The sequence below is a fragment of the Thauera sp. SDU_THAU2 genome, from assembly GCF_038260575.1.
Classification (GTDB): domain Bacteria; phylum Pseudomonadota; class Gammaproteobacteria; order Burkholderiales; family Rhodocyclaceae; genus Thauera.
Genome location: NZ_JBBWUN010000003.1, coordinates 4,640,010 through 4,661,603, shown reverse-complemented (window position 1 = coordinate 4,661,603; position 21,594 = coordinate 4,640,010). Strand labels below are relative to the sequence as shown.

The 21,594-nt window shown below is 63.8% G+C and carries 21 protein-coding genes, 1 pseudogene and 2 riboswitches; of the genes and pseudogenes, 5 read left to right on the top strand and 17 right to left on the bottom strand.

Annotation, left to right across the window (positions count from 1 at the left end; genetic code table 11):
- Positions 1–27: 27 nt before the first annotated feature.
- The 5 genes and pseudogenes from AAFL97_RS23480 to AAFL97_RS23460 all read right to left on the bottom strand — a co-directional run bounded on the left by AAFL97_RS23480 (position 28) and on the right by AAFL97_RS23460 (position 5,960).
- Complete coding sequence (locus AAFL97_RS23480) at positions 28–486, bottom strand: bifunctional diaminohydroxyphosphoribosylaminopyrimidine deaminase/5-amino-6-(5-phosphoribosylamino)uracil reductase RibD (protein ID WP_341646999.1); 459 nt, start codon at positions 484–486, stop codon at positions 28–30.
- Between the two features lie 142 nt (positions 487–628).
- Positions 629–907, bottom strand: a pseudogene (locus AAFL97_RS24815) (GFA family protein); the annotation flags it as partial.
- Between the two features lie 258 nt (positions 908–1,165).
- Positions 1,166–3,142 (bottom strand): outer membrane protein assembly factor BamB family protein, encoded by a 1,977-nt coding sequence (locus AAFL97_RS23470; RefSeq protein ID WP_341646997.1) that lies wholly within the window; start codon positions 3,140–3,142, stop codon positions 1,166–1,168.
- Positions 3,143–3,191: 49 nt separating this feature from the next.
- The gene (locus AAFL97_RS23465; RefSeq protein WP_341646996.1) at positions 3,192–3,620 is read right to left on the bottom strand and encodes a c-type cytochrome; all 429 of its coding nucleotides are present in this window, start codon (positions 3,618–3,620) and stop codon (positions 3,192–3,194) included.
- 312 nt (positions 3,621–3,932) lie between these two features.
- Positions 3,933–5,960: a TonB-dependent receptor domain-containing protein gene (locus tag AAFL97_RS23460; RefSeq protein WP_341646995.1), complete on the bottom strand. Its 2,028-nt coding sequence runs from the start codon at positions 5,958–5,960 to the stop codon at positions 3,933–3,935.
- A 63-nt stretch (positions 5,961–6,023) separates the two neighbouring features.
- On the opposite strand from AAFL97_RS23460, the gene AAFL97_RS23455 reads away from it, so the two are divergent.
- The gene (locus AAFL97_RS23455; RefSeq protein WP_341646994.1) at positions 6,024–6,437 is read left to right on the top strand and encodes a hypothetical protein; all 414 of its coding nucleotides are present in this window, start codon (positions 6,024–6,026) and stop codon (positions 6,435–6,437) included.
- A gap of 76 nt (positions 6,438–6,513) precedes the next feature.
- Here the strand turns inward: AAFL97_RS23455 and AAFL97_RS23450 are convergent, their stop codons facing one another.
- From AAFL97_RS23450 to AAFL97_RS23395, 12 genes are all read right to left on the bottom strand, one after another.
- Positions 6,514–7,233 (bottom strand): hypothetical protein, encoded by a 720-nt coding sequence (locus AAFL97_RS23450; protein ID WP_341646993.1) that lies wholly within the window; start codon positions 7,231–7,233, stop codon positions 6,514–6,516.
- 102 nt (positions 7,234–7,335) lie between these two features.
- On the bottom strand, positions 7,336–7,935 hold the full coding sequence (locus AAFL97_RS23445) for a GNAT family N-acetyltransferase (protein WP_341646992.1): 600 nt from the start codon (positions 7,933–7,935) through the stop codon (positions 7,336–7,338).
- Between the two features lie 51 nt (positions 7,936–7,986).
- Complete coding sequence (locus tag AAFL97_RS23440; protein ID WP_341646991.1) at positions 7,987–8,226, bottom strand: hypothetical protein; 240 nt, start codon at positions 8,224–8,226, stop codon at positions 7,987–7,989.
- A 95-nt stretch (positions 8,227–8,321) separates the two neighbouring features.
- A complete protein-coding gene (locus AAFL97_RS23435; protein ID WP_341646990.1) occupies positions 8,322–8,591 on the bottom strand; it encodes a hypothetical protein in 270 nt (89 codons plus the stop codon).
- An 18-nt stretch (positions 8,592–8,609) separates the two neighbouring features.
- On the bottom strand, positions 8,610–9,026 hold the full coding sequence (locus AAFL97_RS23430) for a VOC family protein (protein WP_341646989.1): 417 nt from the start codon (positions 9,024–9,026) through the stop codon (positions 8,610–8,612).
- An 83-nt stretch (positions 9,027–9,109) separates the two neighbouring features.
- Positions 9,110–9,409: a CcdB family protein gene (locus tag AAFL97_RS23425; RefSeq protein WP_341646988.1), complete on the bottom strand. Its 300-nt coding sequence runs from the start codon at positions 9,407–9,409 to the stop codon at positions 9,110–9,112.
- Positions 9,409–9,660: a type II toxin-antitoxin system CcdA family antitoxin gene (locus AAFL97_RS23420; protein ID WP_341646987.1), complete on the bottom strand. Its 252-nt coding sequence runs from the start codon at positions 9,658–9,660 to the stop codon at positions 9,409–9,411. Before AAFL97_RS23420 ends, AAFL97_RS23425 begins: the two co-directional genes overlap by 1 nt.
- 93 nt (positions 9,661–9,753) lie before the next feature.
- On the bottom strand, positions 9,754–10,527 hold the full coding sequence (locus AAFL97_RS23415) for a CbiX/SirB N-terminal domain-containing protein (RefSeq protein ID WP_341646986.1): 774 nt from the start codon (positions 10,525–10,527) through the stop codon (positions 9,754–9,756).
- Positions 10,514–11,320 (bottom strand): ABC transporter ATP-binding protein, encoded by an 807-nt coding sequence (locus tag AAFL97_RS23410; RefSeq protein WP_341646985.1) that lies wholly within the window; start codon positions 11,318–11,320, stop codon positions 10,514–10,516. Before AAFL97_RS23410 ends, AAFL97_RS23415 begins: the two co-directional genes overlap by 14 nt.
- Positions 11,317–12,357: a FecCD family ABC transporter permease gene (locus tag AAFL97_RS23405; protein ID WP_341646984.1), complete on the bottom strand. Its 1,041-nt coding sequence runs from the start codon at positions 12,355–12,357 to the stop codon at positions 11,317–11,319. Before AAFL97_RS23405 ends, AAFL97_RS23410 begins: the two co-directional genes overlap by 4 nt.
- Before the next feature lie 68 nt (positions 12,358–12,425).
- Positions 12,426–13,421 (bottom strand): ABC transporter substrate-binding protein, encoded by a 996-nt coding sequence (locus AAFL97_RS23400; protein ID WP_341646983.1) that lies wholly within the window; start codon positions 13,419–13,421, stop codon positions 12,426–12,428.
- Between the two features lie 51 nt (positions 13,422–13,472).
- A complete protein-coding gene (locus AAFL97_RS23395) occupies positions 13,473–15,581 on the bottom strand; it encodes a TonB-dependent receptor (protein ID WP_341646982.1) in 2,109 nt (702 codons plus the stop codon).
- Positions 15,582–15,721: 140 nt separating this feature from the next.
- A riboswitch (cobalamin riboswitch) is annotated at positions 15,722–16,041 on the bottom strand.
- A 130-nt stretch (positions 16,042–16,171) separates the two neighbouring features.
- Positions 16,172–16,394, top strand: a riboswitch (cobalamin riboswitch).
- Positions 16,395–16,537: 143 nt separating this feature from the next.
- Here AAFL97_RS23395 and AAFL97_RS23390 point away from each other — a divergent pair.
- The 4 genes from AAFL97_RS23390 to AAFL97_RS23375 all read left to right on the top strand — a co-directional run bounded on the left by AAFL97_RS23390 (position 16,538) and on the right by AAFL97_RS23375 (position 21,490).
- Positions 16,538–18,493 (top strand): TonB-dependent receptor plug domain-containing protein, encoded by a 1,956-nt coding sequence (locus AAFL97_RS23390; RefSeq protein ID WP_341646981.1) that lies wholly within the window; start codon positions 16,538–16,540, stop codon positions 18,491–18,493.
- 125 nt (positions 18,494–18,618) lie between these two features.
- A complete protein-coding gene (locus AAFL97_RS23385) occupies positions 18,619–19,656 on the top strand; it encodes an ABC transporter substrate-binding protein (RefSeq protein WP_341646980.1) in 1,038 nt (345 codons plus the stop codon).
- Positions 19,657–19,658: 2 nt separating this feature from the next.
- On the top strand, positions 19,659–20,462 hold the full coding sequence (locus AAFL97_RS23380) for an ABC transporter ATP-binding protein (protein WP_341646979.1): 804 nt from the start codon (positions 19,659–19,661) through the stop codon (positions 20,460–20,462).
- Positions 20,459–21,490, top strand: a complete 1,032-nt coding sequence (locus AAFL97_RS23375) for a FecCD family ABC transporter permease (RefSeq protein ID WP_341646978.1) — start codon at positions 20,459–20,461, stop codon at positions 21,488–21,490. Before AAFL97_RS23380 ends, AAFL97_RS23375 begins: the two co-directional genes overlap by 4 nt.
- Positions 21,491–21,594 lie beyond the last annotated feature (104 nt).

Genomic DNA, 21,594 nt, shown 5'->3' with positions numbered 1-21,594 from the left:
AGAACGGCTCAATAGCCACGTAGCGCATCACCATCCCGGAAGATTCTTTCCAGCGCTCCAATCAAGATACGGGCCAAGATCCTCAAGCGCCCTGTCTTCAAGCAAACCAGTAACGACCTCGACCCCCGCAGCCCTGAGAATTTCTATCCCTGCCCCCGCGTTGCGTGGATCGGGATCAAACATGGCGACAACCACGCTCGAAATGCCACGAGCCACGAGCATCCTGGCACAGGACGGTGTCCTCCCATGGAATGAACAAGGCTCAAGCGTGACGTATGCAGTCACTCCGGATGCTTCTCCAAACACTTGAGAGAGCGCCATCGCCTCGGCGTGATGTTCCCCTGGTTTCTGAGTGAAGCCGCTCGCAATGACTCGACCACTCTTCACCAGGACACAGCCGACAGGTGGGTTGGGAAGGCACGCTGGCAGCGCCTTCCGACCTTCCAGCAGGGCAAGATGCATGAAGTGTTCTTCTGGAGAAAACATGGTTGCTGAAGATCCAGCTAACCCGCTGGACGTTCCGCAAACTGGGGCAGCGAGTCAGAACCTCGTACCAGTCGGCCTTGGAAGCGACGAAGATATGCGCAGAAGGACGCACTGATTCGAGCGGTGTGTCGAGGGTTCCCAGTCGCAGCCGAAGTACGCCCGGCATGCTGTCCCGCTTGCTGAAGATCGGCGAGCCGCAAGTGGAACAGAACAAGCGATGGACGCCTTCTGGCGTACTGAACGATTTCAGCGAATCCTTCCCGCTCGCGAGTTCGAACGCGGCCTCATCCACAGTGGCATTCGCGGCAAACACCGAGCCGTTGGCCTTGCGGCAACGGGAGCAATGACAGAAAGCCGCAGCACGAAGATCGCCACGAATCACGTACTTGACGGAACCACACAAGCAGCTACCTTCGTGCATCGGAAGCCTCCTTATCTCACAGGCCAAGGATGAACTTTGCCCATCCCGCGTTTGGCACCAAGCACCCTCTGGAACCACTTTGGAATTTACAACGTTTCCTGCCGGGCACCCACTTGGATCAACCGCCCTTCGCCTTACGGTTCGTGAAGAAGCGTCTATGCAACGGGACACAAGCCTAAACAGCACACGGCGGACATATGGAACACCCACCGTTTCAAGACAGCCATACCGCAATAGTTCACCGTACTTTTCAGCCCATCATTTGACGCCGAAGGCCATCCAGCCCGATCCCCACTCATTGTTGCCGATGGGCACGAGCAGTATCTGCCTGCCGTTCGCCATGTAGGTGATCGGCCCGCCGGTGGTGCCGGCCGGAATGGGGCTCTGCCAGAGCGTGTCACCGGTCGTCTTGTCGTAGGCGCGCAGCCAGGTGTTCTCCTTGAGTCCGGCTTTGCCGTACAAGGCGTCCGAAGCATCGCCGAGGAAGAGCAACGACTTCGTCACCAGCGCCACCGGCCGGCCGATGTTGCCGAGCGGCGGCAGGTTCAGGTCCTTCAGCAGCGGATGGTTGCGGGGGCCGTCGCCGTTGGCCACCGTCCACAGCTTGTCACCCTTGTTCATGTCGAATGCGGTGATGCGTCCATAGGGCCCTTTCAGCAGCGGCAAGCCGTCCGGGCCAGGGCCATAGGCCGACATGATCTCCCTTGGCGGCCTGCTTACCCGATAAGCGATCTTGTCCTTGCCTTCATCCGTCACCTTGGTCAGGGCCAGCACGGCCGGCAGGGTCATCGACACCGCGTAATAACGCCCGGTCTCGGGGTCGAAGGCGCCGGTGTTCCAGTTGCCGCTGCCCCAGCCGCCCGGCATCAGCAGCGTGCCCTTCTTGCCGCCGTTTGCGCTTTCGTCGAGCGTCGGCGGCATGAACAAGGGGCCGTGGTTGAAGCCGGCCAGCAAGGCCTTGGCCTTCTCCTTCAGTTCGGGCGTGTAATCGATCAGCTCATCCTCGCTGATGCCCTGACGGTCGAAGGCGGGCGGTTTGGTCGGAAAGGGCTGGGTCGGAGACAGCTGCTCACCCGGCGTCGTCGATTGCGGCACCGGCCGCTCCTCGATCGGCCACACCGGCTCGCCGTTTCGGCGGTCGAACACATAGAGAAAACCGGTCTTGCCCGGCTGGATCACCGCCGGGATGCGCTTGCCGTCCACCTTCAGGTCGGCCAGCGTCGGTGGTGCAGCGACGTCAGAATCCCATACGTCGTGATGAACCAGCTGGAAATGCCACACCAGCTTGCCGGTTCTGGCGTCGAGGGCAACCAGGCTGTTGGCATAGAGATTGTTGCCTGGCCGATGTCCCCCATAAAAGGCGTTGGTGGGCGAGGACAGCGGCACATAGACGATCCCCAGCTCCTCGTCGGCGGCCAGCGGCGCCCAGGCGCCCATGTTGCCGGTATAGCTCGCGGCCTCCGGCGTCCAGGTCTCGTAACCCGGCTCGCCCGGACGCGGCAGGATGTGGAAGGTCCACAACTGCCTGCCGGTGCGCACGTCGTAGCCGCGGATGTCCTCCGGCCGGGCTTCCTTGGTGTCGCCGCCATCGGCATAGCCGCCGCCGGCCTTGCCGCCGCCCTGCCCACCGATGACGATGACGTCGCCGACGATGATCGGACCGTTGAAGCCGAAGAAAGGCGCCTCGTCGAGCGTATTGCGGTTGAGCGAGACGCGGCCCTGGTCGCCGAAGCTGGCGATCGGCGTACCGTCACCGGCGTCGAGCGCATAAAGATACTCGCCGCGGACCGAGATGATCCGCTTGTCTGCACCCTGCTCCCAATAATCGACGGTGCGGGTGCTCTGCCCCGAGGCCTCCTTGAGCGTGTTGGCGAAGGGCTGCTGCACCCACTTGGTGGCGCCGGTCGCCGGATCGAAGGCCTCGACCAGACCGACCGCGTTGGGCGCATAGAGCACGCCGTTGATCAGAATCGGCGTACCGCGCAGATAGCCCGATGGCGTGAGATCGGGGAACGCGTCCTTGATCGATGCATCCAGCCCCGGCCGCGTCCACAGCGGCTGCAGGCGCGACACGTTGCCCTTGTCGATCTGGCCGAGCGGTGAATAGCGGTCGAAGCGCTTGCTGCCGCCGAAGTAAGACCATTCGCTTCCCGCACTCTCCGCCGAGGCAGCAAGGCCCGCTCCGGCCAGCAGCAGCGCCATCGCCAGCGGGGCCAACAGACTTTTCCTACGCATTCAGGAATTCCTTCCGATCAGGTTGTTCATACTCGAAGACATCACGTGCTCAGTCGCTTGGCTCGGTCATCGTCACCGCATCCAGCTCGTTCGCGTCGGCATAACCGGCGGCAGGCAGCGCCTGCCTGTTGGCACCGAGAATGAAAGCGGTGATATCCACCACCGTCTTCGCCTCCAGACTGCCCGGATCATCCAGCGGCATCGTGCTGATGATCCGGCCATAAAGCTGGCGCGCCGACTTTCCTTCCCACGACGCCCAGAACGCCTCGCCGGCAAGCTCCGGCGCGTGATCCGTGCCGGCCAGGTCGCTGCCATGACAGGCCGCGCAATGTCTGGCATAAGCCGCAGCGCCTGACATGACCTGGGGCAGCCGAGCCGTCGTGGATTCAGCCATCAGCGCCGTATTGCCGGCGGCGATCGAAGGCATGGCCAAGATTGTCGCGATGAGCGTTCCCAGCCGGAATTTCGATTGAGTCATGGCACCGCTTTGCAAAAAACATCGAACACCCGCCGTGGCCTTGCGATCCGCCTCGCAACGTGGCGCTGCCCTATGGCAACGCGCCAGGGAGACGATGCGGTATCACGACAAGGGCACATCATGAATATTCCACTCCAAATGCACGTTGCTCCCATTGGCATTGCAATGCGATCAACGTCGAAGGAAACCGTGGAATACGACACCGGCTGGCCGGCACCAGGTGAATGCTCGACCTGTACAGAATCACCACCCCCTCCCCCGCCTGAAACAATGTTTCCCGGGGGAGGGTTACACGAGCTCAATAACTGGTTTCTAGAACCTTACGCTCATGCCGACAGTGAATCTTCTGCCATCAAGCAATTGCCCGTAAGTGGCATTGGTGATTTTCTTGTTGGCTGCATTATAAACGCCAGCCTGGAAGCTTAGGTCTTCCTTCGCCCTGAATACGACGCCCGCATCAAAGGTGCCATATCCTGGTGCGCCTTCGCTGTTATTGGCGCCACTTTTCCTGCCCCTGTAATTATATGTCGTCCAGGCATTCCAGGCGTCTGAAACATCCCAGTCGAGTCCAACATTCACCATGTTCTTCGAGATGTCATTCAAAGGCTTGCCTTTGTACTGCCCGCTTTTTTGCTCGGAGTCGGTATATGTGTAACTCGTTCTTACGGTCAAGTTGTGAAGAATATCGTAGTCCAGGCTGAACTCGACACCCTTCAGTTCAGCCTTGTCGATATTCTCGCTTGTCTGCAGGAAATAGTAGTTGTTTGGCCCGTACCTGCAATTCCAGGCGGCGGGGTTGTTTCTGTTCGCACTTCCTGTCACATCGGTCTGGCAAAGATTTTTGGTGGCTATCTTGTCCTTGAAGTCCGTGTGGAAAAGCGTCAGGCTGCCAAACAGGCCGATATCGTGGTTCGTGTAGTTGAGCCCGATTTCAGTGCTCGTGCTTTTTTCCGGATCCAGGTCTTCGCTACCCAGCAACAATCCTCTGGGGTATGCCGCCGGCGAACCACCGCCTCCCGTTCCCTGTCCGAAGTTCTCCAGGGTTTGCGCAATTCTTGGCTGCTTGTATCCAGTACTGACACCGCCCTTTACGGTCCAGGTATTTGTCAAATGATAAACACCGTAAATTCTGGGCGTAATATGGTTGCCGAATACCTCGTCCTTGATGTACCTAAGCCCCGTCGTCAAGGCAAAGTCATCTGTCAGGCCCCACTCATCTTCCACGAACAGTGCCATTTCCCATCTGTCGGCACTGGCCTGGCCAATGGGGTTCCAGTTGTTTCCGTTCGTGAGCTTTTCCTTCTTGTACTCCCCGCCAAAAGTGATGACGTGGTTTCCTGCAACGAGAGACGACTGTGTATTCAATGTATCGATGGCCTCTTTTATCGGCCCCTGATTGAAGAATGTTTCCGTTTCTTCTCGCTGGTAATATGTTGTCGTAATAAAATTATTGAATCGCCCGCTATGGGAAATCAAATAATCGGTTTTCTCGATTTCGCTGCTCGAGCCTGTCGCCGTTTGGGCTATGCTTTTGCCCGGAGTCGTCGTGTAATCCTGTTTTGTATGCCCATACCTGAGGCTCAGGTCATTTTTCTCATTCAAGTTCCAGGTGAGCTCAGCGCCGAGCTTCCTGACTTTTCTCTCTTCTTTGCCGCCGCTGATATTTCTACTGCTCAACTCGCTTTCATCATTTCCTTGCAAGGTGCCATCCACGCTCAGAGCCAGCCTGTCCTTGATCAGCGGCCCGGTCAGGTACAGGCTCGTACCCCATTCATCCTCGGATATGTCGTTGTCGGATTTCGTGTATTCGGTGGTTATTCCACCTTTCCAGGCATCGCTGGACGCCTTTTTTGTGATGATGTTTATGACCCCGCCCATCGCGTCGGAGCCATACAGGGATGACATGGGCCCCCTGACCACTTCCACTCTTTCGATCATCTCGATGGGAGGCAGGTAGTTGGATACATTCCCGTAATTTCCGGTATTCGCCCAGATGTTTCGTCCCTGGCTTACCGGCTTGCCGTTGATCAGGAATTTTGTATAGAGATAGCTCATGCCCCTGATGTTTATCTCTTGCCTATTTGCACTGCCAGACACAAATACACCCGGGATGTTTTTTACGGCATCGGTGACATCCCTATACGCTTTCTTCTGCAACTCTTCGCCAGTGATTACCGAGATGGACGCAGGTGCATCAGCGATTTGTTGCTCGAATCCGGACGCCGTAATGACGACGGTATCCAAAGCCCTGTCTTTATTCTCTGTTTCAGCAAATGCCTGAACGTTCGCCAACATTAATGCTGCAGCAACGGACGATAGACGTGCTGTGTGCGTATCCATTTATACAATTCCTCGGATTGGGGGATTGAAACATTATTCCACACTAGATAAATGCAGATGATAATGATTATTGTCTGTATTAAAAATTTACCTTTTTTGGGTGCAAGAGTCAAGATGGCAGCCATGTTCCTGATGCTGTCTGGATTCTGGATTGCAGCACTGGGATGGGTCGGCTTTCGTGCTGGGCATGCCATTCAAGACATGGCTGAATACACTAAAGGAGGCTCACAAGCTGGCGGTAAAGGCGCCAGCGTCATGACGGACGCAGGCGAATCCGGTGGCGCGATCAAGCTGGTGCGCAAGCGGCCCGCCGCCGACTTCCAGGCCCACGTCGAAGCGCAACTGGGCTCATGGGATGGCAAGCATGTGGCGGGCAACATCTCCGGCCAGCAGGTGGAGCCGGATGCCATTCGTGAACGGTTGGTAGCCGTGGTGGATCGTTCCGATTCCTTCGTGGATCACATGCACGAGTTCTGATGCGGCGCGTGCAACCCGCGTTCCGGGCTGTGCACGAAGAAGCTGTACCGGGCGGGCATTCATGCCTGCCCTTGAATCACCGTACAGTCCCGGCGGCGCTCGTGTGGCCGAACACCTGCCCGATGGAGACCGCACCCGGCGCGTAGGCGGACATGGCGGCGCCGAGGATGGCGACAAAGACCGCCGTCGCGGCAAACGGGACGACGGTGCGGCTGACGGCACTCGTGAGCCAATGCCGGGGGTCGTGACCGCGCAGATGGCGGAACAGGGCATAGGAAAGCGCACCATCCACGAGGACTTCGGCAAAGACGACCGGCGCGATGTAGATGACGTAGAGCGATGCAATGGCGAGGCCAACGGCAAGCGCCAGCGCGACGAGCGGAATTGCGAGTTCGTCCGCATCTTCGATGGGGCTGAGCACCTCTTTGAATGGTGCGCTGGCGCCCGTGGCCAGACCGTCTGGAGGGATTGCGATCACATCGCTTGCGCCAGATGAGGCCTCGAAGGAGGCGGATGCCCCACCGCCACCGAAATCACCGCCTTCGCCACTGCGGAACTCCGGTGCCGGAGAGCCTTGCCCGCGGCCCGTATTGCCGAAACCCGGCGAGAGATCGGGCAGATCCAGATAATCCTCGGCATTGGTGCGAAGCCAGAGCCAGACAAGGAACAGAAAGCACAGGTAGGCGCAGCAAACCGCGAGCGGGTAGCGAATAGCCATGCTGTCCAGGCCGAGCTGGAGCATCACGAAGGAGCTCAGCAAACCGAAGCCGCCGGTCAAGGCTGCGATGAGCGTCATCTGGGCGCGGGGAAAGGACCGATCGAGCAGTCGCTGCCTGACCCGGGCCACAGCCAAGGAACGGAGAAAGGCGGGAGAACGCTGTCGCATCTGCTGAATTCTTCATTGGCCGCGAGGCCAGCTCAGCAGATCGTCGAGGTGCGCGCGCACCTCCGGCCATTCACCCTGGTGCAGGCTGTACATCACCGTGTCGCGGATGCTGCCGTCGCGTCGCAGCGCATGGCCGCGGATCACGCCATCCTTTTTCGCGCCCAGGCGCTCGATCGCACGCTGGCTGGCAAAGTTGAAATTGTCGGTGCGCCAGCCAACCACGTTGCAGCCCAGGGTATCGAAAGCATGTGTCAATAGCAGCAGCTTGCAGACGGTATTGACGTGCGTGCGCTGCACCCGCTTTGCGTACCAGGTGTAGCCGATTTCCAGCCGCCTCACGGCAGGCAGGATGTCGTGATAGCTCGTGGAGCCGAGAACCGTGCCGCTGACCTCTTCGATGACGGCAAAGGCAAAGCGCTGGCCTTCCTCACGGCTTTTCAAGGCTGCTTCGACATACCCGCGTGTCTCATCGGGCTCAGGCACCGACGTGACACGCAGCTTCCACAACTCTCCGTCAGCGGCGGCGGCACGCAGGCCGGCTTCATGCTCGAGAGTGAGCGGAAGGAGTTGGACGCCGTGAGCAGCGAGAACAACGGGTTCGACAAAAGCCATATGTACGCTCGAATGTCTTCCTGAATCAAACCGGTCAGGCCTGCGATCCAGTCATGGATGACGGGACTGAGCCAATGCGATCGCAGCCTGGATCGCAGCCCGAGCCTGGGGGCTGTTCTTCCAGCAGGTGGAGCCGACGATGGCCGAGGCTCGGGAGACGATATCCAGCGCATTCGCTTTACTCAGATGGGCCAGGGACTCGAACCCCATCTGCTCGAGGCGGGCCACCACCGTGGGGCCTACTCCCTTCACGCCCAGCAAGGCCTTACGTTCTTCAGGCAAAAACGGCACGGTATTTCTCCATCGAAGTGCAGCAGTTCCTCAATTGCTCTCTTCTTGCTGCACAGCCGGCTCCAGCACCGGCAACGCCCCTACCAGGCACGATGTCAGCCACGAAACGGCTCCTGAGTGCGCGGAGCATCCGGCGCCTGCTCGTCCAGAGACTCACGATACCTGATGCAGCCACGCATGAAGTGCGGCCACTCTGGAACGGCTATCCTGGGTTCCACTTTCTCCGGCAGGAGCGCCCACAGCGCCGGATGGTGCCAGCACAGATCATGGCCGGTACTGTCCCTGTGCGCGCGGATGCCTTGACGCAGCTTGAGAACCTCCACGATCAACTGCTCTCGCGACATATCCTGCAGGTCGGCGTCCATTGTCTTTCCAGTATGGCCTCAGTTGCCGGACGCCCATGGCGCCCCTTTCAGCTCGACGACATTTCCTTCCGGATCGCTTACATAGATCGACGGCCCCTGGCCTTCCGCCCCATAGCGGGATTCGACGGCACCCGGCTCGACGCCTTTGCTCTTCAAGTGGCGAACGATCTCCTCGGCGTCGAAGGGATCGATGCGAAGGCAGAAATGATCCAGGTTCCTGCCTTCCTTCCCCGGAGCAACTCCGCCCATGCTGCCCAGGCGGCCATCCACGGGAATCAGGTCTATCAGCGAATCGCCAGCCCTGAGCTGGTACAGGCCAAGCTCATCCTGGACCCTCTCCAGCGAGCAGCCAATCACGCCGACGTAGAAATCGAGCATCGCCCGGACATCGGCCACCCTGAGCACGAGGTGGTCTATATGCCTGATTTTCAGCATCTCAACGCCCCCTCTGACAAATACACGGCAAAGAAAGATCGATTGCGATCACCACGTCTGCCACCCAATCGCCAGGCCGATAGTCAGACCCCCTGGAACAGAAGATCCAATGCGCTCGTAATCTCAGCACGCCTGTCCTCAAGTCCGGGCACTGTGGCCGTCAACATGCGCGCAGGAACCGCTGCCATGAATTGGGTCACCATCGACACCTCTTTGCCCTCCACCTCGAAAACCGGATTCAGCGTCTTCGCCGGCTTTGGTGCCCTGTCCAATGGCAGCAGAGGCACAACCATCCGTGTATTCAGATGATCCAGCAGATCGGCCTGGACATCGAGCAGATAACCTACCCCTTCCGGATGCCGGTAAACCCCGAAGCGGGCCATCAGAAACCCCTGTACTGCGCCAGCGGCAAACCATGCTCCTGGACATAGGCATTGGAGCTCTCCAGCGCCTCTCGATTCTCCGCCAGCCAACGCTCGCCCCTTTTCGCGGCTACTGCGCTCGCCAGCCCTGCCTCGGCTGCCTGCGAAATATCGATATGCAGCACTTCGGCCTCGGCAAGCAGCGCTTCGTCCAGCGAAACCTTGGCAGCTTTTCGCGCAATACCGGACGTAGCGGATACGGTAGCAACCATTGTCTTTTCCTCATGATGGAGCGACGGACTCTCACGTCGAAGCATGGGCAGAAACACCCGACCTGTAAACCGTCACCCTCGGTTGCGCTGCACTCACCGCCTCGAATCACCCTCACCCCGATACACGCAACACTCCTCATCCACCGTCCCTTGATCCAGATGTTGGTCGACGATGCGGTCGATGGCCGCCTCGTCCAATTTTCCGTACCAGGTTCCATCGGGATAGACGATCATCAGCGGCCCGTGGTTGCAGGGATACTGGCAACTGGTCTGCAGCATCATCACGGTTTTCTGCAGTTTGCCGCTGGCACGCAGGCGGTCGCCGAGGTGCTGCCAGAGCGTGGCGCCGCCGAGCGCGGCGCAGCGCGGCCCGAGGCAGAACAGCACGTGGCGTTTGTGGGGCGGGATGTTCGACCAGGCGATGGGATCGCGCTGCCAGTCGCCGCCCGCGGAGTCCGCCACGTCGGGCAGTTGATCGGCGACGCAGGCCTGGCGGGCGAGCATGGCCGGGAGTTCCGGCAGGCTGCCGAGCGCAGGGGCAAAGGCGATTTCGGGCAGGGGCACATCTGCCGGCTGGCGAGCACGCCAGCGCATCGCGACCTTGTGCAGCCAGCGCAGCAGGGATTTGTCGCCGGGGATGAATACCGGCAACACGACGATCCTATGTACGCCGGCGCAGGCGTCCAGCGCTTCCGGCAGCGAAGGTGCTTCGCGGTCGACAAAGGCGGGTTCCACCCGGGTATCGGGCAGGGCCGCACGCACGCCTTCGATCATGGATTCCATCTCTTCCCTGGCGGCGGGGCCGAGGCCGCCGCGTCCCAGCAGGATGATGGCAGGCGGCGTTTGCGACATATCAGACGGGTTCATCGGGCATGAATTCGATATGGGGTTTGCCCGTCTGCGAATGCAGGCGGACGGCGGCGCGGACGCCATAAACACTGGCGATGGTTTCTTCGGTCAGCACCTCGGCGGGAGATCCACTGGCTGCGAGGCGACCGCTCTGCAGCAGGTAGAGCCGGTCGCAGTAGTGCGCGGCGATATGCAGCTCGTGCAAGGCGGCGATGGCGGTGACGCCCAGGCTGCGGATCAGGTTCATGATCTCGAACTGGTAGCGCACGTCCAGGTGATTGGTTGGCTCGTCCAGCACCAGCAAGCCGGCTTCCTGGGCGAGCGCGCGAGCCATCAGCACACGCTGCTTCTCGCCGCCGGACAGGGTGGCGAAGCTGCGTTCAGCCATGACCAGCACGCCGGTGCGCTGCATCGCGGACTGAACGATGTCGGCATCGCGCCGGTCGTCGCGGGCGAAGGGCGATTTGTGCGGCGTGCGCCCCATGGAGACCATCTCGCGCACGCTGAAGCCGCCGAAATCACCGCCGGCGTCGAAACCGCCGCCCTGCTCCTGCGCCAGCACCGCCATCAGGCGGGCGTTCTCGCGCGCGGAGATGTCCCATACGTCGCGGCCATCGATCGACACCGCGCCCGCCGTCGGCCGCAGGATGCGGTAGATCATGCGCAGCACGGTGGATTTGCCGCTGCCGTTGGGGCCGATCAGGCCGACCAGTTCGCCGTCGCCGACGTGCAGCGACACGTCCTCGACGATCGCCCGCGCCGTGCCGGAATGGGACGGACGCCAGTGCAGCTGGCTTGCCTGCAGCTTCATCGCCCCACTCCGGGCGACATGCCGCGCCGATACAGCATCCAGACGAAGAAGGGACCGCCGATCAGCGAGGTGATGATGCCGACCGGCAGTTCGGTGGGCGCAAAGGCGATGCGCGCGCCCGCATCCACCCACACCAGGAAGATGGCGCCGACCAGCGCCGCCACCGGCAGCACGCGGCGGTGCTCGGTGCCCACCAGCATGCGGGTGACGTGCGGCACCATCAGGCCGATGAAGCCGATGGCGCCGCTGACGGCCACCATCACGCCGGTCAGCAGCGACACAAGCACGAACAGGCCGCGCCGCATCCGCGTCGTATCCACGCCCAGGGTGCTGGCGGTTTCGTCGCCGGCGAGCAGGGCATTCAAGCCGCGCGCCTGCAGCAGCAGCCAGGCGATGCCCGCGACCAGCACCAGCGCCGGCAGGCCGAGTTCGTCCCAGCGCGTGCCGGCCAGGCTGCCCAATGTCCACGACAGCACCGCATTGGCCAGTTCGCGCTGCCCGGCGGTCAGCGTGATCAGGCTGGTGATGCCGCTGAGGCAATAACCGATCGCCACCCCGCCCAGGATCAACCGCGGCGCCAGCAGCCGGCCGCTGCTGTGCGCCAGCCAATACACCGCGACGCAGGCCAGCAGCGCACCGCAGAACGCGCCCAGCGGCAAGGCATAGATGCCGGCGAAGCCCAGCACGCCGTACGCCAGCACCATCACCGCGCCGACCGAGGCGCCGGACGACACGCCAAGCAGATAGGGGTCGGCCAGCGGGTTGCGCACCATCGCCTGCATGGTCACGCCGACCACCGCCAGCCCGGCGCCCACCAGCGCCGCCAGCAGCACGCGCGGCATGCGTATCAGCCACACGATCTGATGCTGGGCATGCGTCCATTCGCCCGGCGCCGAGTCCAGCCCCAGCCGCAGCGCAAGCTCGTGGCCGGCGATGCGCCAGACGCTGCCCGGCGAGATATCCACCGGCCCCAGCGTGATGCCGAAGGTGATCGAGAGCAGCAGCAGGCCGGCCAGCGCGAGCAGCAGCACCGGCATGCGCCGCCGCCGTGCAGAAAGGACGTCCGCGGCTTCCCCGCTTCGGACTGGCAGTACGTCCTGCTGCCTCACTGCATCCGTCCGGGATGGAAGGCCTGCGCCAGCGTGCGCACGCGCGCGACGTTGCTCGGCCCGGGCGTGGCCTCGGCATAGGTGAGGACGACGAAATTCCCGCGCCGGATCGCCTCGACTTCGGACAGCTCGGGCCTGGAGCGCAGGAAGTCGATCTTGCCCTCGGGATCGGGGTGGTCGTAGTCGATGATCACGATCCACTCGGGGTTGCGCTCGACGACGTCTTCCCAGTTGCCGCGCGGCCAGTTGCTGGGAATGTCGTCGAAGATGTTGCTGCCGCCGGCGGCTTCGATCATGGCATTGGGCATGCCGAAACGGCCCGCGGTGGTGAAAGCATCGGTGCCGCCGTCATAAACGAACACCTTCGGCCGCGATTCGATGCCTGCCAGTGCATCGGTGATGGCCTGCAGCTCGGCGCGCTGCTGCGCGACCAGCGCCTGGGCGCGCTGTTCGATGCGGAAGATCCGGCCGAGATTGAGCATGTCGTTGAAGGTGTCCTCCAGCGACACCCGGGTGCGCGCCACCTTGCGCACGCAGGACTCGGTCAGGATGTAGGACTGGATGCCGAACTCCCGCAATGCCGCCGGCGTCACCTCGCCTTCGCGGAAGCCGTAGCTCCAGCCGGCGAAGACGAAATCGGCCCGGGCACCGACGATCGCCTCGATGTTCATGCCTTTCCGGGACAACTCGGGCACCTTGGCCAGTTGCTCGCGGTATTCCGGCGCGATGTTCTTGTTGCCGCGGATGCCGCTGTAGCCGACCAGACGGTCGCCAAGACCTAGATACAGGAAGATCTCGGTGATGTTGACGTCGTGCGTGACGGCCCGCTGCGGCACGCTGTCGTAGCGCAGCGTTTCGCCGCAGACGTCGATGCTGACCGGCTGCACCCGATCTTCGGCCACCGGCGGCGCCGAGGTGACCGGCGGCGCATCCGGTGCGCAGGCTCCCAGCACGCCGGCACCGGCCATCAGCAGAAAACGATTGATCCACATTGTTGTTCCCTCAACGGCCGTGCCGGCCGAGCACCGGCACGGCCGATGGCATCAGAACTTCATCTCGGCAATCAACTCCACCCTGCGGTCGTCGCCCATGACGAAGTTGCCGCCGTAGGAAGCCGCCGCATAGACCTTGTCGGTCAGGTTGCGGCCGAGCAGCCGCAGCGTGGTGTTCTGGTCGTATTGCCAACTGATGGCGGCGTCGAACACGGTGTAGGACGGCAGCGTCAGCGAGTTGGCGTTGTTGGCGTAGCGCTTGCCGACATAGCGCGCACCCAGCGAAGCCTGCCAGTCGCCGATCAGGTAATGCCCCCACAGGTTGGCGATGTTGCGGGCCACATTGGCAGGCCGGTTGCCGGCGCGGTCGGCGCCACCGGCTTCGACCAGTTCGTCGAACTCGGCATCGATCAGTGCGTAGTTGCCTTCGAACATCAGCTGCCGGGTCGGCCGCAGCACTGCAGTCAACTCGATCCCCTTGGAATGCTGGCTGCCGCCCTGCACCGAAATCGCCGGCTGCACCGGGTCGCGGGTGATGATGTCGTCCTTCTCGATGCGGTAGATCGCCGCCGTCCATTCGCCGAGGCCCTGGCCGAACTGCTGCTTCAGGCCCACTTCGACCTGCTTCGCCGAAGCGAGCTTGAACGCGCTGTTGGCCAGGCTCAGCGACAGCATGTTGTCGATCGGGTCGTAGCCCTTGCTGACCTGGCCATAAACGCTGAGATCGTCGCTGACGAAGTGCGTCAGCCCCAGCCGCCACGAAGTGCCGGACAGCTTCTTGCCGAAGGACACGCCGGTCAGCCGGTCGCGGCGGTCGTAGTCGCTCAGGTCGCGGCGCGCGCCGAACAGCAGCTGCCACTTGTCGCTGAAGCGCCAGGCATCCTCGAAGTAGAAGGCATTCTGGGTGGTGTCGGTATCGGTCTTGGGCTGGGTGACGCCCGGGTTCACCCACAGACCATGGATCGGATCGCGCGCATCGACGCTGGACGAACCACCGTAGGGCGCGTTGTTGGAAAGCCGCAGGTCGGCCTGCGAGTATTCCCAGCCGAGCACCGCCTTGTGCTGGCCGGCGGTGATGGTCGCTTCCAGGCGGTTGCCCGTCTGCTCCAGGTCGTGGAAGATTTCCAGGTAGTCGGAGCGCGACACCGTGTCCGTCGCCGGGTCGTAGCGATAGCCCTCGACGTTCTTCCAGTGCCGGTCGGAAGCGAAGTGATAGACCTCGTTGCGGATGCTCAGCCACTCGTTGGCCGTCCATTCGGCCCGCGCGCGCAGGCGGGTGTCCTTGTAGCGGACGACGCCGTCGGTGACGTTGTAGTTCTCGTGGCGCAGATGCTTCATCACCTTGCCGTTGTAGACCGGCGTGCCCCAGTAGTCCCCCGGCTTCTGCTCGCTGAAGTCGGCCAGAAGTTCGAAGCGCAGATCGCTCGACGGCTGCAGTCGCAGCGTGCTCATGAGCTTGCCGCCGTGCGAACGCGCATGGTCGCGCTTGGCATCCGACTGGTGGCCATAGACGTCGACGCGATAGCTGGCGATCTCGCCGATGGGGCCGGTGGCGCCCAAGCCCAGGCGGTAGGTGTCGTACTGGCCCAGGCCCAGCAGCAGTTCGGTGGAACGCTCGCGGCTGGGCTGCTTGCGCACCGCGTTGATGACGGCGCCCGCCGTGCCGGCGCCAGAGACGATCGAAGCCGGGCCGCGCAGCACTTCGATGCGCTCGTAACCCCAACTGGTGTTGGGATAGTTGATCGTGCCGGCGGCGGTGCCGATGCGCGCGCCGTCTTCGGCGACACCAACCGAATTCACGCCCGCGAAACCGCGCACGGAAAACGACAGGCCGCCGTTGCCGCCGGTGCCCTGCGAAGTCAGGCCGGTCGTGCGGGTGACGGCCTCGACGACGCCGAAGTCGCCGCGCCGGCGCATCGTGTCGGCATCCATCTGCTCCAGGCTGGCTGGCAGCTCCTGCGCGGACAGGCCGGTGCGGCTGCCGGTGGCGGACGGCCGGTTCAGGCCCAGGCTGCCGTCGGGCACGGCCGTCACCTCCACCGGTGCCAAGGTGGTCTGCGCCACGGCGGGCGCGGACAGGAATGCCGCCAGCAGGGCGAAGGGGAGCGGGCGAAGCTTCGCCGGGCTACGGCGGGAAACACAAGATTTGGTGAGTTTCATGGTCAGATCGCAGTGCTGACCGTCCGGACATGCGCAGCGGCACACCACGTCACCCGATGCACACGACATCCGGACCACCTGGAGCCACCACCTGCTTCCCCGCAGACGGTCTGTTGCCAAAAGCCGCGCATCCGACGCGGGATGCACGACGCCAACAGGCCGGTCTCCGGGCTCGCACAGCGTATCCGGGCGCACAGCGCCGGATACCGGACTCACCGCCTTCCCGATGCGTTCGCGCGCTTCCTCGGCGGAAGCCACGTGGCGCATCAGTGGCTGGCCCGGGCGTCGATCGCTCGACGGCCGGAGCCGGGGTGAATCCCGATGTGCTTACCGTTGCGGGGGCAGCCAAGGCCTTGTGCCACCGAAGCCATCATCGCTCCGGCCGCACGCACCTTGTTCCCGTTTACCCAGGCACCTCCCTCGAAGGTGGATGCCCAGCACCTGTAGTTCTCGTCGATCGCGCCACGCACAGGTGCGCAGCCACATCGACGCGACGGGCAGTATATCGCTACGGCAGCGACGCCGATGCCTGGCAAGCCGGGTTTCGCAGTGCAGGCACAAGCTTGCGACGCTACATCCGATTGCGTATGCTCGCCGCCACTTGATCCGGTGTCCGTCCGCGCAGCCGCGTGGCCGGGTGAAACGGGAAGTCCGGTACACGAGGCTCGTCAGCCTCGCCATCCCGGCGCAGCCCCCGCTGCTGTAAACCTTTCAGATGCCGCCATCCATGCCACTGGGCCGTTCAGTTGCCCGGGAAGGCGGTGGCATCGGTCGAAGGCGAGCCAGAAGACCGGCCGGATCAGGAAGAAGTACCAACTCCGGGGTGTGGGTTGTCCGTCTTTTGTGCGCGTGCCGGCAGAAGCTTTCTCCGTCGCATGCCGCAATCGTCTGCTGTCGCCGCAGGGACGCACGGTCTGCACGTACTTTTTTGCCGTTTGCAGGCGATGCGACACATCATGAAAACTTCCATTCCTCAAGGCCTCCGCTCCGCGCTGGCGCTCTCCTGCGCGGCCTTGTGCCAGCCGCTGTGGGCCGTGACGCCCACCGTCACGCTCAACAGCGTCGTGATCGAGGCACCCTCGGTGGAGACCACCACCACCGCCGAACTGGCCCAGTTCGGCAGCAAGACCGAAATCGTCACCCGCGAGCAGATCGAGCGCGCTGGCCCCAGCGCGGACGTGGCGCGGGTGCTGCAGATGTACGTGCCCGGCCTGTTCATCGCGCCCAAGAACGGCCCCTTCGACTACACCGCGGTGTCGCTGCTCGGCGGCCGCACCGACGACACCCTGATCCTGCTCGACGGCGTGCGCCTCAACAACCGCCTGTACGGCGGCATCTACATCGATACGCTGCCGGCCGCCGCGGTGGAGCGCATCGAAGTGCTGAAGGGCGGGCAGAGCCTGTTCTTCGGCACCCAGGCCATTTCCGGCGTCATCAACATCGTCACCCGCCGCGCCCGGAGCAGCGAATATTCCGGCCAGGCCAGCATCGGCGTGGACACTTTCGGCGGCATCAATGCCGAAGGCCGCGTCGAGCGCGTGTTCGAGAACGGCCTCGGCGCATTCGAGTTCCTCGCCTTCGCCAGCCACAACGAATCCGACGGCTACGAGCCCTATCGCCGCAGCGACACCACGGCGACGCTGACCAAGCGCAAGCGCGCCTACGAAGTCACCACGGTCGGCGCCAAGCTGGCGCAGAACTTCGGCAACAATGCGCGCGCCGAGCTGTTCTACCAATACACCGACGCCGATCTCGATTTCGCCCGGCCGACGCAAAACCGTGACACGCGCAACGTCCGCGACCACCACATCCTGACGGCGACCTTCGAGCATGCGCCGAACGACAGCTTCCGCTATTTCGTCAAGGGCCACTTCAACAAGTGGGACACCGACTACACCCGCGTCTACAACCTGCCGGGCGGCGGCATCAGCGTGATCAACGACAAGGACTACTGGGGCTTCAAGGACTGGGGCGTGCAGGCCCAGGCCACCGCCGTGCTGCCCGGCGCGCACGAACTCGTGTTCGGTGTGGACAGCCAGCGCTACCGTGCCCGCGACGACATCACCGAAGTCCATGACCACCAGGCCGAAGCCTATGGCGCCTACGTGCAGTTCCGTCCGGTATTCGAATCCGCACCGAAATGGCAACCGGCCGTCGGCGTGCGCCACGAGAAAATGAGCGGCGGCGGCAGCGCCACGGTGTGGAACCTCAGTTCGCGCTACCAGCTCGACGACCAGTGGGCCTTGCGCGGCCAGATCGGCACCGCCTTCAAGCTGCCCACCGCCTACCAGCTTTACTCGTTCGAGGACGGGCTGCTCGGCAATACCGGCCTGAAGCCCGAGCGCAGCCGCAACATCGAGCTGGGTTTCGACTGGGTGTCGCGCAGCTCCAATCTGCCGCTGCGCCTGTCGTCCACAGTCTTCAAGCGCAAGGTCGAGGACCTCATTTCCGTCGTCGGCGGCCAGTACAACAACAGCAAGGGCGAAATCGACGTCAAGGGCATCGAGTTCGACGGCCAGTTCCAGTTGACCCGCAACTGGGGCATCGGCGGCGACTACGTCCGCACCATCAGCGAAGCGCAGAACGGCTCCCGCCTGACCGGCGTGCCGGCCTGGATGGCACGGGCGCGCGTCAACTTCGACAGCAACGATGCCCGCTTCGGCGGCGAAGTGGCGTGGCGCTTCATTGCCGACATCGCTCACAACGCCACCGTCGAATACGGCCGTTATGCCGTCGTCGATGCCAGCGCGTACTACTATCTGGACGCCGCGCGCAGCCACAAGCTGAGCCTGCTGGTGGAGAACCTGTTCGACCGCGACTACGGCACCGCGCTGATCACCAACGGCAGCCGCCTGGTGCCGCAACTCGGCCGGCCGCTGAACGCCGAACTGCGCTACACCTACCGTTTCTGATTCACCCGCGCCAGACCGCCCGCCGCGTTGCGGGCGGTCTGGCCGAGGCTTCAACTCGGCCATCCACACTCCACGGCCGCCGTATATGACGTTGCCGGCATGCCGAACACTCGCGAAACCGCACCGTGCCCATCATTCCGTCCGCCCTGCCAGCTGCCTTCCTGCCCGCTTGCCGCTCCCTGGCACAAAGGCTCCTGCCAGCACTGCTGCTTGCGCCGGCACTGATTTCCGGCACGCCCGCACATGGCGCGAGCACGGACGATACGGCGCCGCTGCGCTACGACAACTGCGGGCAGGAATGGCAGTTGCCGCATCCACCGCAACGCATCATCGCGCTGAACCAGCATGCCGCCGACCTGGTGCTGGCACTGGGCGGCAAGGACCGCCTGATCGGCGTCAGCTGGCTCGACGACGACGCCGAGGCAGCAGCCAGCGGCCTGTACCAGGGCGTACCGGTCATCGCCCGCCGCTACCCGTCGCTGGAGGCGGTGCTCGCCCATGAAAGCGATTTCCTCGTCGCCGGCTTCGCCACCGCCTTCATGCCGGGGCGCGGGCCGGGAACACGCGACGTGCTGAGCGCCGAACGCATCGGCAGCTATCTCGTCGAGGAGGCCTGCGATCCCTTGCAGCGCACTGCCGATGTTTTTGGCGACGTGCTGCACGACCTGCGGACGATGGGCCGGCTGCTCGGCGCGGAGCAGCGGGCGCAAACCCTGGCCGACAGGTTTTCCGCGCAGCTCGCGGCGGCACGCAGTCAACCGCTGCCGCGACCGGTGAATGTGCTGGTGTTCGACAGCGATCTGCGCGCCCCCATCGTCGAAGGCGGGCGCGGTTTCGTCACCGCCATGCTGTCGCTCAGCGGCGCCCGCAACGTCTTCGACGACCTCGATCTCAGCCGCGGGAACGTATCCTGGGAACAGGTCGTGGCGCGCTCGCCGGACGTGATCGTGCTGATCGATGCCAACTGGTCGAGCGCCGCCGACAAGCGCAGCTTCCTGCTGCACGACCCCATCCTGTCGGCCCTGCCGGCCGTGCGCGACGGCCGCTTCATCGAATTGCGCTTCACCGCGGCCGTGCCCGGCATCAAGAGCGGCGAAGTGCTGGAACGCCTGACACGCGAACTGCACGCCGCAGCCGCCAAGCTGCCTCCCGCGGCGCAATGAGCATGTCCGGCACCGCCCCTGCCGGGCCTTTGCTTCAGGCCCACGCCCTCGCCTGGCACAGCAGACCGGGGCAGGCCATCGTGAGCGGCATCAGCTTCGCATTGCAGCCCGGCGAAGTATTGGGCGTGCTCGGCCCCAACGGCGCCGGCAAGACCACCTTGCTGCGCCTGCTGTACCGCCATCTGCGGCCGAGCGCCGGCGAGGTCCGGCTTCGCGGCATCGACATCTGGCGATGGACGGCACGCGACTTCGCCCGCGAGGTGGCGGTCGTGCCGCAGGACACGCCGGCCGATTTCGCCTTGAGCGTGCGTGACATCGTCGCCACCGGCAGGCTGCCGCGAATCGGCCGCTGGCAGTGGTGGGACGGCAGCCACGACGGCGCCGTGGCGCGCGCGCTGGCCGCCTTCGAACTCGACGCCCTCGCCGACACCCGCTTCGCCCTGCTGTCCGGCGGCGAGCGCCAGCGCGTGCTGTTTGCCCGCGCCCTGGTGCGCGATCCCGTGTTGCTGCTGCTCGACGAGCCCACCAACCATCTGGACATCCGCCACCAGCTCGATGCGCTGGAGAAAATGCGGGCGCTGGGACTGAGCGCAGTCGTCTCGCTGCACGATCTCAATCTCGCCGCACGCTACTGCGACCGCGTGCTGGTGCTCGCCAGGGGCACTGCGGTGGCCTGCGGAACGCCGGTGGAGGTATTGCGGCCCGGCCTGCTGAGGGAGGTTTTCGGCGTCGATAGCGAAGTGCTGGACGATCCGCGCACCGGGCGCCCCTGGCTGGCGTTCTACCCGTCGAAGCCTGCGCCATGACACGCTTGTCCACCCGTCCCGTGCCGTATGCGCTGCGATTGTCGCTCCTGGCTGCATGCACGCTGGCGCTCGCCGTCGGCACTTTGCTCAAGGGTACGCTCAGTTTCACGCCGGCACAGTTGTACGAGCTGCTGCACGCGGCAATGCACGGCGACCCCTCCGGCGTGCTGGACAGTCCCTCGGCCCGCATCCTGCTGGGGCTGCGCATTCCGCGCATGCTGCTCGCCTTCCTGGTCGGCGCAGGGCTGGCCGTGGCCGGCGCGGTGCTGCAGGCCAGCACGCGCAACCAGCTCGCCGACCCCTACCTGTTCGGCCTGTCTGCCGGGGCGACGCTCGGCGTGGTCGGCCTGATCACGCTGGCCGGTGCCTCGGTCGGCACCACCTCCATCGCGCTGGCCGCGTTCTGCGGCGCCACGCTGGCGCTGGTACTGGTCGCCGGCTCGGCCTTTCCGCGGCGCGGCGAAGCGCCGGAAAGGCTGGTGCTGGCCGGCGTCGCGGTTGCCTTCCTGCTCTCGGCGGCGAGCAACTTCCTGATCTACTGGGGCGGTCGCGAGGTGGCGCAGTCGGCGCTGTTCTGGGCGCTCGGCAGCCTGGGCGGCGCACGCTGGCCGATGCTGGCGCTGCCCGCCGCAGTGGTCGCCGCCGGCTTCCTGTTCTGCCTTTATCACGGCCGCCGGCTCGATGCCCTGACGATGGGCGAGGAAAGCGCCACCACGCTGGGCATCGACGTTCGCCGCACCCGGCTCGCGCTGCTGCTGGTGGCGACGCTGATGACGGCGGTGCTGGTCTCCCAGGCCGGTGCGATCGGTTTCGTCGGCCTGGTGGTGCCGCATCTGGCGCGCTACCTGGCCGGCGGTGCGCATCTGCGCCTGCTGCCGGCCTGCGCGCTGCTCGGCGGCGCCCTGCTGATGGCCGCCGACTGGCTCGCGCGCATCGTCGTCGCGCCGGCCGACCTGCCGGTCGGCATCGTCACCGCCGGCATCGGCGGGATCTACTTCCTGCTGATGCTCAACAGCCAGCGGCGCTGAGTGTGCAGCCTTTCTCCAAACCCGGACACGTCCCCACCTGAGCATGGCAGCTCAGGGAGCACGAACGGACACCATTCCGCACCCGATTCACCTTGCGCACACCA

Bases quoted from the DNA above. Each gene is read 5' to 3' on its own strand.
- AAFL97_RS23380 (WP_341646979.1), top strand. From the start codon at position 19,659: ATGTCCGGCACCGCCCCTGCCGGGCCTTTGCTTCAGGCCCACGCCCTC.
- AAFL97_RS23405 (WP_341646984.1), bottom strand. From the start codon at position 12,357: ATGCCGGTGCTGCTGCTCGCGCTGGCCGGCCTGCTGCTGCTCTCGATC.
- AAFL97_RS23400 (WP_341646983.1), bottom strand. From the start codon at position 13,421: ATGTGGATCAATCGTTTTCTGCTGATGGCCGGTGCCGGCGTGCTGGGA.
- AAFL97_RS23420 (WP_341646987.1), bottom strand. From the start codon at position 9,660: ATGGTTGCTACCGTATCCGCTACGTCCGGTATTGCGCGAAAAGCTGCC.
- AAFL97_RS23465 (WP_341646996.1), bottom strand. From the start codon at position 3,620: ATGACTCAATCGAAATTCCGGCTGGGAACGCTCATCGCGACAATCTTG.
- AAFL97_RS23455 (WP_341646994.1), top strand. From the start codon at position 6,024: ATGATTATTGTCTGTATTAAAAATTTACCTTTTTTGGGTGCAAGAGTC.
- AAFL97_RS23425 (WP_341646988.1), bottom strand. From the start codon at position 9,409: ATGGCCCGCTTCGGGGTTTACCGGCATCCGGAAGGGGTAGGTTATCTG.
- AAFL97_RS23375 (WP_341646978.1), top strand. From the start codon at position 20,459: ATGACACGCTTGTCCACCCGTCCCGTGCCGTATGCGCTGCGATTGTCG.
- AAFL97_RS23395 (WP_341646982.1), bottom strand. From the start codon at position 15,581: ATGAAACTCACCAAATCTTGTGTTTCCCGCCGTAGCCCGGCGAAGCTT.
- AAFL97_RS23460 (WP_341646995.1), bottom strand. From the start codon at position 5,960: ATGGATACGCACACAGCACGTCTATCGTCCGTTGCTGCAGCATTAATG.
- AAFL97_RS23430 (WP_341646989.1), bottom strand. From the start codon at position 9,026: ATGCTGAAAATCAGGCATATAGACCACCTCGTGCTCAGGGTGGCCGAT.
- AAFL97_RS23435 (WP_341646990.1), bottom strand. From the start codon at position 8,591: ATGGACGCCGACCTGCAGGATATGTCGCGAGAGCAGTTGATCGTGGAG.
- AAFL97_RS23450 (WP_341646993.1), bottom strand. From the start codon at position 7,233: ATGACGCTCATCGCAGCCTTGACCGGCGGCTTCGGTTTGCTGAGCTCC.
- AAFL97_RS23480 (WP_341646999.1), bottom strand. From the start codon at position 486: ATGTTTTCTCCAGAAGAACACTTCATGCATCTTGCCCTGCTGGAAGGT.
- AAFL97_RS23445 (WP_341646992.1), bottom strand. From the start codon at position 7,935: ATGGCTTTTGTCGAACCCGTTGTTCTCGCTGCTCACGGCGTCCAACTC.
- AAFL97_RS23470 (WP_341646997.1), bottom strand. From the start codon at position 3,142: ATGCGTAGGAAAAGTCTGTTGGCCCCGCTGGCGATGGCGCTGCTGCTG.
- AAFL97_RS23390 (WP_341646981.1), top strand. From the start codon at position 16,538: ATGAAAACTTCCATTCCTCAAGGCCTCCGCTCCGCGCTGGCGCTCTCC.
- AAFL97_RS23410 (WP_341646985.1), bottom strand. From the start codon at position 11,320: ATGAAGCTGCAGGCAAGCCAGCTGCACTGGCGTCCGTCCCATTCCGGC.
- AAFL97_RS23415 (WP_341646986.1), bottom strand. From the start codon at position 10,527: ATGAACCCGTCTGATATGTCGCAAACGCCGCCTGCCATCATCCTGCTG.